4 protein-coding genes are annotated in these 15,420 nt (G+C 68.6%); all 4 read right to left on the reverse strand.

The genetic code is table 11. The annotated features are described in order from the left end of the window. Positions 1–10: 10 nt before the first annotated feature. From HBF32_RS04690 to HBF32_RS04705, 4 genes are read right to left on the reverse strand one after another with little or no spacing between them, the layout of a single operon-like run. The gene (locus HBF32_RS04690; protein ID WP_166698476.1) at positions 11–1,390 is read right to left on the reverse strand and encodes an efflux RND transporter periplasmic adaptor subunit; all 1,380 of its coding nucleotides are present in this window, start codon (positions 1,388–1,390) and stop codon (positions 11–13) included. 4 nt (positions 1,391–1,394) lie between these two features. Next, entirely contained in the window at positions 1,395–2,135 is a 741-nt protein-coding gene (locus HBF32_RS04695) for an efflux RND transporter periplasmic adaptor subunit (protein WP_240147791.1), read from the reverse strand. Positions 2,136–2,155: 20 nt separating this feature from the next. Further along, positions 2,156–4,075 (reverse strand): TolC family protein, encoded by a 1,920-nt coding sequence (locus HBF32_RS04700; RefSeq protein ID WP_205287700.1) that lies wholly within the window; start codon positions 4,073–4,075, stop codon positions 2,156–2,158. 16 nt (positions 4,076–4,091) lie between these two features. After that, the gene (locus HBF32_RS04705; RefSeq protein ID WP_166698480.1) at positions 4,092–15,374 is read right to left on the reverse strand and encodes a VCBS domain-containing protein; all 11,283 of its coding nucleotides are present in this window, start codon (positions 15,372–15,374) and stop codon (positions 4,092–4,094) included. Between the last annotated feature and the right edge of the window lie 46 nt (positions 15,375–15,420).

The following is a 15,420-nucleotide window of genomic DNA, read 5'->3' on the forward strand; positions in this document are numbered from 1 at the left end:
GCCGACATCGTCAGATCCCGCTCCACGAGCGCACGGTCGCGAGCGGCCGGCGCAGCATGAGGTAACCCAGCACGCTCCAGCGGCCGGACACGCGAGCCGTGCCTTGCAGACCAATGCGCGCGCCGGGCGGCGTGCCCTCGATCGTGCCGCGCAGCACGTAGCTCGCCACGCCATTGGGCGCTTCCACCGGCTGGTAGCCGGCATAGTCCAGTCGCGCATCGAGCGGATCCAGCGGGGCCACCTTGAGGAACACCGTCATCGGCGCACCCGCCGCGAGGTTGGTGGGCTCGCCGACCGGCGCCCAGGCGCGGACGCCGAGCGCGTGCGGATCGGCGAGCAGCCCGATGCGCTCGCCCGTCTGCACGGGGCGGCCGCCCCAGTCGTCGGGATCGGAATAGACGAAGACGCCGTCGGCCGGCGCGCGGATGGCGAGCTTGTCCACCTCGCGCTGCAACGACATGACTTCCACCTGGCGCTCGCGCCACTTGCCTTCCGCCATGCCGAGGTCGGCCTTGGCGTTCTGGCTTTCGATGGCCTGCTGTGCGGCCTGGTGCATCTCCACGCTCGCCGTCGCCAGTTCGGCCTGGGCGACGGCGAGGCGGTTGCGCAAGGTGGTGTCGTCCAGTTCGGCGAGCACCTGGCCGGCCTTCACCGGCGTGTTCGGCAGCACCGCCATGCGATGGATCACGCCTTCGCGCGGCGAGGCGATCACCTGGCTCCGGGTGGAAATGACCTCGGCGGGCACGAGGGTGTACTCGCGCACGGGAACCAGCAGCACAAGCAGCAGCGCCGCCAGCGCATAGCGCAACCGGCGGCCGGTGCCGGCCTTTCGCCACCAGCGCTGCCAGCGCGTGGGCCGGGCGACGAGCGACCACCACGCGTAACCGTAGAGGCCGGACAGCTGCAGCAGCGCATAGTCCGCGCCGTCCGGAACGAGGGTCGTCGGCCAGGCATGATCGCGGGCGAGGAAGAGCAAGGCACCCACGGCCTGGTCGGGACCGGTCAGCGGAAGGATCCATACGTGCGCCGGCAACCATTCGCCCCACGCCGCTGCGAGTTCCTCGCCCAGCATCTCCGGGGACAACGGCAGCACGCGCGCCGACGCGGGAAGCTCCGCGCAGCGCTCCGCGATCCGGCGGGCCACGGCCGCCAGCCATAAGGCGTACGGCGTGTTGGGATCCGGATCGGCCAGGCCGGAATGCGCGGCCAGCCACGGTCCGCGCGCCTGCGACAGCGTGACCAAGGCCGCCTGCCGGTAATCCACCAGCAAGCGGGTTTCGTTGCACGCGACGAAGCCGAGCTCGGCCGCCGTCGTGGCGGCCTCGACCCGCGCGGCGAGCGCGTAGAACCGCGACGACGCGGTCGCGCCGCGGGTGTCCGGGGCATTCATCGGCTCAGCCCTTTCCGCCAGGCTTCGCGGGCGAGGCGCGACCGCTCATGCCCGGCAGCACACGGCTGGTATCGCCGAGGAAATCGGCCTCGATCTCGATGGTCTGGCTCACGGCGTCGACACGGCCGCTGAGCCGGGTCACGGTCAGCACGTAGTGTTCGCCGGTTTCGTCCACGCTGGCCTCGAGATGCGCGCCCGGGCGCAGCCATGCGATCCAGCTCGAGGGAACGTTGAGCCGCGCCTTGGGCGTACCGGTACCGACGAGGTCGACGATCGGCGCACCCGGCGCCACGCCTTGCCCTTCCTTCACGTGCACGCGCGCGACACGACCGTTGAACGGTGCGACGAAGCGGCATTGGGCCAGCTCCGCGGCGAAGATGCGCACCTGGCTGCGTGTGCGGTTCACGTCCGCCGCGGTCAGCTCCACCTCGAGCGCCGCGGCGGACTGCAGGCCCTGCAGTTTGGCCTTGGCTTCGTACCGCAGCTGCGCCGCCTTGTACTCGGCTTCCGCCGCATCGCGCTTGGCGTCGAGGTCGCTGCAGTCGAGCGAGACGAGCACCTTGCCCTTCGCCACGCTGTCGCCCAGCTGCGCATAGACGCGGGCGACGCGTCCGCCGGCCACCGCGGACAGCGGCGCCTCGCGATCGGCGACCACGAGGAAACGCACGGGAGCCTGGGCACCCGGATCGGGAGAGGACTGTCCCTGCGCGGCCCCCGCCAGCCCCAGGAATAGCAGGCTGGCCATGCCAATCACCTTCTTCATGTTCATGGCTGGCCGGCAGCCGCCGTCTCGGGTGCCGCGGCCAGTTGGCGCATGTCGCCCATCACCGACAGCGTGGCGGCTTCGGCCAGCGCGGCGACCGCACGCGTAGTGACCTCGTCGGGGAGGTAACTGCGGTAGCTGCGCGTCATCAGGCGCTTGCCCCCGTTGTCCTGCACGATCACGTCCCACTGCGCGCGCGTCGCCGTCTTGCCCGGTGTCGTGCCGAAGTGCAATTCCACGGCCAGGGCATCCGCGCCCATGCCGAGCGAGAGCTGGTTGCCGGTCATCACCTTGCCGATGGCGGCGCGCACCGCGCCCCCATCCACGCGAGCCGGAAGACCGGTAACGCTGAGCCGGAACGGGCGATCCACCGCGACGGCATCGGCGGTCTCGGTGAACACCTGCTTCTCGCCGCCGGCAAGGCTGGCCTGGATGGCAAGGGAAAGCGTGGGCAGGTCCGTCCCCACCACCTGTTCCGGCATGAGGTCGATACCGACCGAGTTGAGCACGCGGCCATAGGCCGACTGCGCCGCAGCGTACGAAGAGGCTTCCTGGAAGCGCGACACCATGGAACGGGCCTGGGTGCGCAGCGTTTCCAGCTCGCTGGTGAGCTGGTTGCTGGAACCGGCGCGCGCGACGCTGGCAAGACGCTGGTCCACGCGGGCGGACTCATCGGCCAGCTGGTGGTCATACACGGCGAGCTTGTAGCGCTCCACCGAAACGCGCACCTGCGTGAGCACGGCCATGCTCAGGGCCATGCGGCGTGCATCGTCCACCTTCATGCGCGCTTCGTTCGTCCGCTTGATGGCCGGAATGCCGGCGAGGCGGAACAGGTTCATCGACATGCTGACGCCGCCCTGCGCCCAGCTTTCGTTGTACAGGTACTTGTTCGAGTCGTAACCGCCACCGCCGAACAGGTTGAGGTTCGGGAACAGCGCGGCGATCTGCTTCTTCGTCTCCACCGCGTCGATGCGGGCCTTGTAGTCCTCTTCGCGGAGCTCGGGCCGCTGCTCGAGGGCCATCTGCTCGAGCTGGTCGAGGTTCGAAGGCACCTGCGACAAGGTGGTTTCCTTGGCGTCGGCGAGCGTGAACCCGGTGCCCGGGGCGAGGTTCATCAGCGCGGCGAGCTCGCGCTTGGCAAACTCCATTTCCTGGCGCTTCTCGGTCACGAGGGTCATCGCGTCGAGCAATGCGCGCTGGTATTCCAGGCCTTCCACCGGCGGCAGCACGCCGGCGCGCTCGGCCTGTCGCGTTTTTTCCAGCGCGGCCTGGATGTTGTCGGCCAGTGTCTGCGTCTCGCCGAGCAGGCGCTGCGCGCCGAGGGCGCGCCAGTAGGCGTCGCGCACGTCCTGCACGATGTTCTGCAGCACCTTGCGGCGACGCTCGTCGGTAGCGTTGACGTCGTCGGCCTGCTGCTTGGCCCGGTAGTAGCTCAGGCCGAAGTCGAGCACGTCCCACGACAGGGTGGCATCGGCGAGGAAATGCACGCGTTCCTCGGACGTGGACGGACGCAGGCTCACGACGCGGTCCTGGATGCCGATGCTGGTACCGCCGGAATCGTTGCTGCGCCAGCGGTAACCGGCGTCGGTCATCAGCTTCGGCAGCATGTCCAGTTCGGAGACGTCCAGCAGGCCGCGCGACAAGGCCGTTTCCATCAGCTTGAGGCGATAGTCGAGGTTGTACTTGAGCGAGCGCGCCATGACGTCGGAAAGCGTCAGCGCTCCCGTGACGGGCTCCTGGCCCTTGTACATCGCCTGCTGGTCGTTGCGCACGCGCGCGAGGACCTCGTCGTGGGTGAGCGGCTTGGGCTTCACCGCTCCGCAGCCGGTAAGGAACACGGCGAGGGCAAGCGAGGCGACAAGGGGTATGGGGCGCAACGCGGTCTTCGGCATGGCGGTCTTCATGGCGGTTGAATGGAGCATGGAGGATTCGTTCCGGTTAATGACGTGACGGAGTGGCGGCGAGCGGCGCGGCGCCTGCCCTGGCCATGGCGGCGATCTGTGCCGTGAGCGACGGCGCGCCTGTTGGCGTGGCGGCGGGCGGCGGCACCACCGTCACGGACACGGGCTCCCTCGTCGCTTCCGGGGCCGTCCCCGGCGCGCTGTTCTCGCGATGCGCCGCGTGGGCCCGTTCGTGGCGTTCGCCCGCATGCTCGCGCGTGGCCTCCCGGCTCTCGCGGAGGTGTCTCAGGGAAAACGGCGAGAAGTCGTCCCACAGCGGGCTGGACGCCAGGCCGAAGTCGTTCAGTGCCACGCGCGAGCGGGCATGCGCTTCCTCGACCAGCCGGTGCGAGAAGCCTACGCCGTCGTTCAGGACGAACTGGCCGTTCTCGGGATCCTGTGCGATCTCGCCGAGGCCGGACAGGTCGAGGCGGCCGGTCACCCACTGGTTCTGCCAACGCACGGTGTCGTCCTGCGAGCCGTTCACTGCCGGGAGCACGAACAAGGCGGGCTCGTAACCCTGGCGGATATCGCGCAAGGTGGAGCCATAGTTCGCCGGGAAGAACGGGTCGCCCGAGCGAGCCTGCATCGGCGGCGTCGTTCCATGGATCGTGATGGTCAGCCTCGCTTCGCTGGCGTCGCCGTCCGCGTCCGTGATGGTGTAGACGAACGTCTCCGTCAGCGTGCGGCTGGCATCGAGCGCGCTCACTTTCGGGTTGGCCGTGTCCAGCCGATAGCTGTACGAGCCATCGGCGTTGAGGACCAGCGTGCCGAACTCACCCTGGCTGATGCCGCCGACGGTGCCGCCGTGACCGGTGTTCGCGGAGCCGACGCCGGTCACCGGGCCGTCCTTCGCGGCGCCGTCGGCACCGATACGGTCGGAGCCGGTGAAGACATTGCCACCCGCGGAGGTTTGCCCCGCGTCTTGGGCGATGGTGGCGCTATCGTCGCGCGCCGTCGGCGCGTCGTTGGCGATATCCACGACCAGCGACCCGGTCGAGGTGCCGCCACCGGCATCGCGGACGCTCAGGCCGATCGTGTCGACGCTGTCCCTGCCCACCGGTTGCGACAGCGGACGATCCAGCGTGTACGTGTAGCTCAGCGTGCCAGCCGTCGGAACGCCGCCGACGGTCGACGTCGTCGCGAAACCGGTCAGCACCAGCGTGCCGTCCGGCGTATGGATGGTGACCGGCGCGCCCGTCGACAGCGCGTCGAGTTGCGCCGTGGTGAGCGTGGTGCCGCCGACGGTGACGCTGACCAGGCCGTCGGTGGCGGTCACGCCGATCGAGCCCTTCGTGACCTGCGCGCCGTCATGTTCGGAGAGACCCGACTCGTGCACGGTCGCGTGACCCTCGGCGCCGCCGTTGCCGTCCACGGGCACGATGCCCGGGCCACCGTCCGTATGGCCGTGGATGGTGATGGTCAGCGTGGTGCTGCTGGTATCGCCGTCGGCATCGGTGATCGTATAGGTGTAGACCTCGGTCAGCGTCTCCCCATTCTTCAGGGCGTTGACCGTCGGATTGCCGTTGTCGACGAGGTAGCTGTAACTGCCGTCCGCGTTGAGCGTGAGCGTGCCGTATCGACCCGCGACGCCGCTGCCCACATGGCCGCTGACCGCGCCGCCGATGTCGCCCGCGGCTACCCCGGTGACCGGTGTGGCCGTGCCGTCCGCGCCGACGCGATCGGCAACGTCGCCCGCACCGCTGGCACCGACGACGTTGCCGGTGAGAGCCGGGCCATCCTCGTTCGCATCGCCCGCATCCGCATGCGCCGCCGGGGCATCGTCGACGATGTCGACGACCAGCGTGCCGCCGACCGTACCGCCTCCGGCATCGGTGACCGTGAGCGCGATGTCGTCGTGGCTGTGCGTGTCGCCAGGCTGCGACACCGCACGGTCCAGCGTGTACGTATAGCTCAGCGTGCCGGCCGTCGGTACGCCACCGAGCATGGCGGTCGGGGTGAAGCCGGTAAGCACCAGCGTGCCATCGGGCGTATGGATGACGATCGGCGATCCGCCGGACAGGCCGTCGAGGTCGGTCAGGTCCAGCGTGGTACCGCCTATCGTGACGCTCGCCAGCCCGTCGTCCGCCGTGAGGTCGATCGTGCCTGTCGCGGATGGCGAACCGTCGTGGTCGACCAGGCCGGATTCGTGCACGGTGGCATGGCCGTCCGCGCCGCCGTTGCCGTCCACCGGGGAAACCGTCGGCGTACCGTCGGTGTGACCGTGGATGGTGATGGTCAGCGTCGTGCTGCTCGTGTCGCCGTCCGCGTCGGTGATCGTATAGGTGTACACGTCCGTGACCGACTGGCCGTCGCGCAGCCCGTTCACCGCCGCATTCGTGTCGTCCACCACGTAGCTGTAGCTGCCGTCGGCGTTGAGCGTGAGCGTGCCGTACAGGCCCGCCAGCCCGCTGCCCACCTGCCCGCTCGCCGTGCCGCCGGTATCGCCCGCCGCTACGCCGGTGACCGTCGTCGGCGCATCCGCGCCCACACGGTCCGCGACATCGTCCGGGCCGAGACCGGTAATCACGTTGCCCGCCGCACCCGCGCCATTTTCGTACGCATCCGCGCCATCGGCGCGCGCGGTCGGCGCATCGTTGACGATATCGATCACGAGGTCGCCCGTCGCGCTGCCGCCGCCCGCGTCGTTGACCGCCAGGGCGATCGTGTCGAGGCTGTGGCTGCGATCGCCGCCGGCCTGGGCCAAGGGAGCGTCGAGGGTATAGGTGTACGTGAGCTTGCCGCTGGTCGGGACGCCACCGACGAACGTTTCCGGATCGAAACCGGTCAGGACCAGCGTGCCGTCGTCCGTGTCGATGGTGATCGGCGCGCTGCCCAGCGTCGCCAGGTCGGCCAGCGACACGGAAACACCATGGACGGACACCGAGACCAGCCCGTCCGGGGCCGTGATGCGCACCGTACCCGTGGTCGAAGCGCTGTGCCCCTGCGGTTCGGCCGAAAGGCCGGCTTCCCACACCGTGGCGTGACCGTCGGTCTGCGCGCCGTTACCGGCGCCGTTGCCGTCGTCCGCCACGATGGACGGACCGCCGTCGGTGTTGCCGTGGATCGTGACGGTCAGCGTCGTGGTGCTGCTGTCGCCGTCCGCGTCGGTGATCGTATAAGTGAAGACGTCCTGGATCGACTCGCTGTCCTTCAGCTTGTTGACGTCGGGATCGTCGTTGTCCACCAGGTAGCTGTAGCTGCCGTCGGCATGAAGGACCAGCGTACCGTGGGCTCCCGTGACGCTGGTGCCGACATGGCCGCTGGCCGGGCCGCCCGCGCTACCGGCGACGACGCCGGTCACCGTTACCGGCGAGTCGGCACCGGGACGATCGGCGGCGTCGTGGGCTCCGCTGCCCGTGATGACGTTGCCGGTGGCGGCGTCGGGGCTGTCTTCGTTGGCGTCGGCGTTATCGGCATGTGCCACCGGCACATCGTTGACGATGTCGACGACCAGGCTGCCGGCGTTGCTGCCGCCGCCCGCATCGTTGACGGTCAAGGCGATGGTCTCGGTCGTATGGTCGAGACCGGCCTGCGCCAACGGCGCATCCAGCGTGTAGGTATAGGCCAGCGTTCCCGAGGTCGGGATGCCACCCACCGTCGTACCGGGAACGAAGCCGGTGAGGACCAGCGTGCCGTCCGGCGTGTCGATCGTGATCTCGTGGCCGGGGCCGAGGTTGGCGAGTTCCGCGAGACTGACCGTGGTGCCGCCGACAACGATGCTGTCGAGCCCGTCCGGCGCCGTGACCAGGATCGCACCGTCCACGGCTTCGCTGTCGTCGCCCACGTCGACCAGACCGGACTCATGCACGGTGACGTGACCCTCGGCGGCACCGTTGTCGTCCCTGCCGCCGATGGTGGGCGTGCCATCCGACTTGCCGTGGACGGTGATGGTCAGCGTCGTCGTGCTGATGTCGCCGTCGGCATCGGTGATGGTGTACGTGAACACCTCGTCGGTCAGCGTCTGGGTGTCCCGCAACGCGTTCACGGTGGGATTCGTGTCGTCCAGCACGTAGGTATAGCTGCCGTCGGCGTTGAGCGTGAGCTTGCCGTATTTACCGTCGATCGCGCTGCCGACATGGCCGCTGACCGCGCCACCGGTATCCCCCTTGGCGATGCCGGTGACCGTGGTGGGCGTGTCGGCGCCGGTGCGATCGGCGACGTCCTTCGCCCCGCCGCCGGTGATGACGTTGCCGGTCGCCGGGTCGTTGGCGTCCTCGGTCACGTCACCCTTGTCCGCGTTGGCGGTGGGCACATCGTCGACGATGTTGACGACCAGGGTGCCCATGTCGTGGCCGCCACCGGCGTCGTTGACGACCAGGCCGATCGTTTCCGTGCTGCTGGCGTCCGTGCTGCCGCTGTGCGTCAGCGCGCCATCGAGCGTGTACGTATAGGTCAGGGTACCGCCCAACGGCACGCCACCGACATTGCCGGACGGCGACCAGCCGGTGATCACCAGCGTGCCGTCGGGGGTATCGATGGTCCTGGGCGTGCCGCCGGCGATGGCGCCGAGGGCCGCGAGATCCAGCGTGACGCCCCCTACCTCGACACTGGTCAGGCCGTCGTCCGCCCTGACCTCGATCGTCCCGGTCGCGCTCTGCGTCCCGTCGTGATCGGCGAGGCCGGACTCGTGGACAGTCGCATGGCCGTCGGCCCCGCCGTTGCTGTCCACGGCACCGATCGTGGGATCGCCGTCCGTATTGCCGTGGATGGTGATCGTCAGCGTGGTCGTGCTGGTGTCGCCGTCCGCATCGGTGATCGTATAGGTGAACACATCGGTGATCGAATCGCCGCTCTTCAGCGCATTGACCGCCTTGTCGTTGTCGTCGACCGCGTAGCTGTAACTGCCATCGGCATCGAGGGTCAGTGTGCCGTGCGCGCCGACGACAGCGCCGCCCACGTGGCCCACGGCCGGCACGCCGGTATCGCCGGCCACGACGCCGGTGACCGCATCGGCGGGGCCGTCGGCACCGACGTGGTCGTTGGTCAGGACATTGCCCGTGCCCGGCACGCCGGTGTCTTCGCCGGCGGAACCGGTATCGGCCTGCGCCGCCGGGGCGTCGTCGACGATGTCGACCGTGATGCTTCCCTTATCGGTGAGACCCCTGCTGTCCACCGTCGAGATCGCGATGGCCTCGCTGCTGCCGGTGGCGCCGGGCTGGTCGACCGGCCCCGTAAGCTCGTAGTGGTAGTGCAGTACGCCGTGCGCGTCGTCCGTTACGTCGTAGCCGGTGATGACCAGCCTGCCGTATCCGGTGTCGATCGCATAGTCGCCGGGCGACATATTCTTCAGCTGATCCAGCGTGAGCGTCACGGAGCGACCGGCGCCCGCGGCCGGATCGCCGATGGTGATGCTGTCCAGCGGATTCACCAGGGCGATGCTCTGGGTGCCGTCCACGCCCGCGCTGCCGTCCCCTGCGGTCGTGCCGCCAGGCAGGCCCGCCTCGTGAACCACGGTGCCGCCGTTGATGGTGACGTCGAAGACGAGCGTGGTGACGAGGGCGTTCGACGAACCGTCGGCGTAACCGTACTGGTCGTCCTTCGTGTTCGGGTCGTCCGCGGCGTTCTGCGCCGCGTCGCCGTCCAGCGTGCCCTGGTCGGGACGGCTGCCGTGGTTGCCGCCGTCGTCGACCGCGACCTGGACCTGGAACGTGCCGTTCCAGAGCGTGTTGTTGTCGCCGTCCGCATGGGCCGGGAACGTGACGCCTACTTTGTTGATCACCGCCTCGACGTCGTCGATCGAACCGCTGATGACGATCTTGCCGCCGCTGATCGTGTACGAGGCGCTGCCAAGGGTGCCGGTCAGGCTGGTATCGCCGTTCACGTCGTGCACCGTGAAGCCCGGCGGCAACGTGACGGTCGCGGTCACGGGCGCCGTGCCCGCATCCGGGTCGGCGAGCGTGACGTGGCTGAGCGTGTAATGATTGTCCGCGTTCTCGTTGCCGACGTTCGGCTCGGTGACGCCGATGGCCACCGGGTTGTTTACCGACGAGGGGAAGACGTCGCGCGATGCCGAGGAGACGTTCCTGTCGAGGCCCGACGGGACATCGGCGTACGGATCGACTGCCGTCGCCGGCACGTTCGCCGTGCCCGTGCCGGCATCGTTCAGGCCGCCGTTGGCGGCATTCGAGCCGTCGAGGGCTCCCGTCGTCGGGTCGCGCAGGCGGTCGTCCGCGACGACTTCGACGTGGTAGGCGTTGTCGGCGTTGGCGAGGGTCCCGCCAATCGACACCGTGAGCCCTGCCAGGTACGCGTTGATCTGGTCGCGCGTACCGCGGATGACCAGCGCGGCGTGGTCGCCGTTGTAGACCGTGTCCACCGTGACGCCCGAGCTGCCGTCGCTCGAACCGATCTGGATGCCGGCATAGAGCGACTGGGCCAGCGCATGGCCGGCCGCATCCGTGACGCGGACCGTCACCTGCATGAAGTCTTGCTCGCCCGCGGCGATGTTGCCGCCGTCGTCGTAGTCGACGTCGCCCACGCTGAAGCCGGGCAGCGGCGTGCTGCCGTTGAGGTAGACCGGGTCGCTGGCGCCGCCATTGGATACGGTCGGCGCGTCGTTGACCGGGACGATGTCGAGGGCGATCACGACGTCGGCCGGATTGTTGGCGACGCTGCCCGCACCGGTGTCGTCGCCGATGCGTGAGCCGGCGTCGTCGAGGCTCATGGTCAGCGACACGTCGCCGGCGGCGCCGCCGTTGGTGTCGTGGTTGACGTTCGGCGCGCTCTTGTAGGTGAGGCCGTTCGTGGCGTCGTTGAGCAACGCCTGGATGTCCTCGGCGCGGCCCGTCAGGACCAGGTTGCCGGTGTTGTCGCCGGAGATCGTCACGGCCTGGTGGCCGGCACCGCTGGGCGTGAAGCTCGAGTCGTTGCCCGTGCCGCCGATGCCTAGCGTGCCGGTCGGGACCGTGAGGGTCACCGTCACCGGCGTGTCGAAGGCCGTCGACTCGGGATCGCTGACGACGAAGCCGCCGCCGATGTGCGTCGGCTGGTCCTCGATCACCTGTACCGGCGCGGTCGGGCCGCCGATGGTGGCGGGTTCGTTCACGCTCGACGCGCGGATCATGACTGCCGCCGCGGCGAGGTTGCCGCTGTCGACGGGGACGGCGTCGCTGTACCAGTCGTAATTCGTGGCATCGACCGGACTCGTGCCATCGCCCTGCCCCGTGCCGGCATCCGGTGACTGGTTGACGTCGCCGCCATTGGCGGTACCCAGCAGCACGCCGCCGGCATCGCGCAGGCGGTCGTCCGCGATCACCTGCACCTGGTACTTCGCATCGAGGTCGCTGCCGAAGGTCACGGTCAGCTTCGCCAGCGCCGCATTGATCTGGGCGCGCGTACCGGTCAACACGAGGTAGTCGCCGGTGCCGTTCTTGTCCGCGTCGATGGTGACGCCGCTGCTGCCGTCGATGCCGATGCTCACGCCGTCCGTGACGTACTTGCCCGCATCGAACGCGCTGCCGTTCGCATCCAGCAGACGGATCGTGACCTGCACGTAGTCGGTCTCGCCACCGCCGACGGTGGCGAGATCCGGATCGTCGATATGGAACCCGGGCACTTCGTTGTGCTGCGGGTTGCCGCTGTCGATATCGACGGGGCCGGTCGGTGCCGTGACGACCGGCGCATCGTTCGTCGGCTTGGTGTAGATCCAGAACGCGTTGCCGGCCTGTTCCTTGTCGCCGTCCGAAATAGTGAAGCCGAAGCTGTCGTCGGGCGTACCGGGGTAACCGACGCCGGACGACTCCGTGCCGTCGTTGAGATAGTAGATATGCCCCGCGGCCACGTCGGCCTGGGTGAACGACGAACCCTTGCCGAGGATATGGAAGGTCACGCCGTCGGTCGAGAACGCGATGTTCCCGTGCGCGGGAGCGCTGGTGATGACGTACTGCACCTGGACATCGCTGCTGTCCGGGTCGTACGCCTGCAACATGTCCGCCGTGATCTTCGCGTAGCCGCCCTCGGGCAGCGTCAGCGGTTCGTTCACCGGCGTGCCGCCGATCTGGTTCGGCGAATCGGCCGGGATCGTGGGATCGGACTTGGTCGGGTCCTTCGCGATCTCCGGGGCGTCGTTGACGTTGGTGATCTGGATGGTGACGTCGGCGGTGTCGGCCGAATGGGTACCCCAGCGGTCCTTCGCCTCCACCGTGAAGGTCGCGGTGCGCACTTCGGAGTTGTTGCTGACGAAACGCAGGCCGGTGGTGGCCGGGTCGTTCGTGACGATCGAGGCATCCAGCTCCAGGCCCACCGTCACCGCCTGCCAGGTGTGACCGCCGTCGGTGGAATATTCCAGCGTGCCGCCCGGCGGCAAGGTGTCGACGATGAACTTCAGCGCGTGGGTGCCGGTGGCATCGTTGTTGTCCGCGTAGTTGTCGCCGCTTCCGTCGGGGAGCTGGTCGGTGCCTTCCAGATACCCCTGGCTCGTCGCGTCGTCCGGATCGCCCAGGCCGAGCTGGCCGGTGGTGATGTACGCCACGTCGCCTTCGTTGATCACGGTGTTCGACGAACCCGAGACCGTCGGCGCATCGTTTTCCGGACGGATGTAGATATCGAACGATGGCGTCCAGTTGTCCACCACCGCCTGGCCGTTCACGACGGTGACCAGGCCCGCCGAGACGGAGAAGTTGGCGGCGACGTGGAAGTTTTCGCTGTCGCCGTCGTGCTGGAAGCGCACGTGGCCCGCGTTGAGGTCGGCCTGCGTGAACGTGCCGTAGGTCGAGATGTCCTGCCAGACGCCGTTCACTTCCTTCTGCAGCGTGCCCGCGGCGCCGGGGATCCCGGCGTCGTTGGTGAAGCCGAGGAAGGTGTAGACCACCTGCGACGGATCCACGCCGTTCGCGGTATAGCTGAGCCCCGCGGCGCCGCCATCCGTCGTGCCGCTCAGGACAATGACGCCGCCCTCGTTCACCGTCCCGCCCGCCGCATGGCCGTCCGGGTCCACGCCGGCATGCGAGGAATCGGTGTCCGGCGTACCCGGATCGTGGGTGACGAAGCCGCCCCCGTTGCCGTCCGGCGTCGGTGCGAGATCGATCGTGAAGGTGTAGTCCCGCAGCGTGTCCGCCGGGGTACCGCCGGTATAGTCGCCACCGATGCGCGTGAAGATCGAACCGTCCGGGTTCCAGCGCAATGCCGTGGTGTTGTCCACGACCTGGAAATGGAAGTTGTCCTGCTGGCCCGCGGTGGCCCCCTGGGTCTGCACATACTGCACGCGCCCGGCGATCACGTCGGCCATGGTGAAGGTCGCGCCATCCAGGAGCTTCTCGCCGTTGAGGAGCAGATAGCCATGCGTGAGGCCGGTCTGGCTGGTGACGAAGCTGATGTTCTCGTTCGGCGAATCGGGGTCGGTCGCGCCGATCATGCCCTGCGTGAGGGTGACGATATAGGTGCCGTCGTTGGGCACCGTGGCGGTCTTCGTGCTGCCGGCGACCAAGGCCGGATCGTCGTCCACCGCGTGGATGTCGAGGGTGACCGTACCGTCCGTCGCCTTCACGTCGGCGCCGCCGCCTTCGTCCTTGACACTGACGCCGAAGCTGTCGGACGCGACGTTCTCCACGCCGTCGTTGCTGTAGGTGAGGAAATCGCGGTCGGCGTAGTCGAAGGTATCGCCGACGTGGACGACCGTGCCCTTGAAGTACAGCGTACCGTGCGAAGCCAGCGAGGTGATGGTGATCGTCAGGTGGCTGTCCTGCGGATCGCCGCCCGTGGTCGCCACGATGTACTGGCCGACATTGCCGGTATCCACGGCGTTTTGCGGCTGGCCTTCGTAGACCATGCCCTTGCCGCCGATGGCCGGCGCCTGGTTCACCGGCACGATATTCAGGGTGACGTGGACCGTGTCCGATTGTCCGAGCGGCGTGGCGCCATCGTTCACGCGCGCGGTGAAGTCGTCGGCCAGGTCCTGCTGGGCACCGGTCGCGGTGTGCACATAGGCCAGCTTGCCGTCGATCACGTCCTGCTGGGTGAACACGGAGCCCGCGCCGAGGCGCACGCCGTCGAGCGTCAGGTACCCGTACTGCGGCAGGCCGGTGACGCTGTAGACGATCTGCGTCGGCGTCTGCGTGTGCGACACGTCCACTTCGTTGTCGATGGCGTGGAGCGTGTCGATGCCGATGACCGTGACGCTCGGGTTGCCCGAGCCGTCCACTTCCTGCACGTCCTTCGTGGCATCCGCCACGGAGACCGGATCGTTCGACGGCGTGATGGTCACGTCCAGCGAATGGCTGGCCGACAGGCCTTCCGCGTCCTGCACGGTGACGTCGATGCTGGTCTTCGCGGCAGTGACGCCCAGCTCGTTGTCGCCTGCCACGAAGGTAAGCTGGTTCAGCCAGGCGTTCGCCTGGGCGCGCGTGCCGGTGAAGGTGTAAGTGCGACCGCCATCGGAACTGCTTCCGCCGCTGCCCGAGAGCAGGGTTCCCATGCCCTGGTCGTGCACTTTGGCCGTGACGGTGACCGAATCGCCGCCGACGCCGTCGTCCACGATGGTCCAGCCGCTCAACTGCGCGCGGTCGGCACCGGCCGCGTTGAGCGAGCTGGGTTCGGAGACGGTGATGCCCTTGCTGCTCGTCGTCACGGTCGGCGCGACCAGCAGGCCGTCGTAATCGAGCGCCAGCGAACGCGCCTCGACGTGGCCCACCGTGTTTTCCAGCGTCCAATCGCCACCGAGGGCTGCCGCGCCCGTGGCGTCCGTGGACGAGGCCACATCGGCCTGGGTCAGCCTGCCGAGCTGGGTAACCAGGGCGCTGTCATGCTGCGACACGTCGCAACCGTAGAGGAGGATGTCGCCATCGGCCGAGAGCGACGCGCCGATCTCGCCGAGCTGGGACTTGAACGCCGCGACATTCGCCGCGGTGACGGTGTCGGTACCCAGGGAAATCGAATCGCTCGCACCGTGGCTGATGATGTGGATGGCGCCGATGTCGTGTTCGCCACGCAGCGCGTTAGCAAGTTGCGACAGGCCCGAGGACTTGCCGTCCAGCACCACGACCTGGCTGCCCTGCGGGAGCTGCGGCAGCAGCGACTGCCAGTTCGTCACGCTCTGGTCGATCACGTAGACCTGGGCAGGTGCCGTCGCGCGTGCCGCGGGAGGCGGCGTCGCGGCTGCCTCCCTATGGCCGGGCTGCTCGGTGGCGGGACTCTGGAACTTACCCGCGTCATGCGCCGCATGTGCGGGGTCGACGTGATGCGCCGCCTCGACGAGCGCCGCGCCGTCGTACATCTGCCTGGGCTCCAGCGCGTAGCGGTGGGCGCGGGGGCGGAACGGGTTCGATGACTTGGTCCCTGACATGGGTCGCCTTGCAGTGTTGACGGGCCTGATACGGACCAACAGCTCC

This window comes from Luteibacter yeojuensis (genome assembly GCF_011742875.1).
Classification (GTDB): domain Bacteria; phylum Pseudomonadota; class Gammaproteobacteria; order Xanthomonadales; family Rhodanobacteraceae; genus Luteibacter; species Luteibacter yeojuensis.

Excerpts from the sequence above, each read along its gene's own strand:
- HBF32_RS04690 (WP_166698476.1), bottom strand. The coding sequence starts at position 1,390 with ATGAATGCCCCGGACACCCGCGGCGCGACCGCGTCGTCGCGGTTCTAC.
- HBF32_RS04695 (WP_240147791.1), bottom strand. The coding sequence starts at position 2,135 with ATGGCCAGCCTGCTATTCCTGGGGCTGGCGGGGGCCGCGCAGGGACAG.
- HBF32_RS04700 (WP_205287700.1), bottom strand. The coding sequence starts at position 4,075 with ATGCTCCATTCAACCGCCATGAAGACCGCCATGCCGAAGACCGCGTTG.
- HBF32_RS04705 (WP_166698480.1), bottom strand. The coding sequence starts at position 15,374 with ATGTCAGGGACCAAGTCATCGAACCCGTTCCGCCCCCGCGCCCACCGC.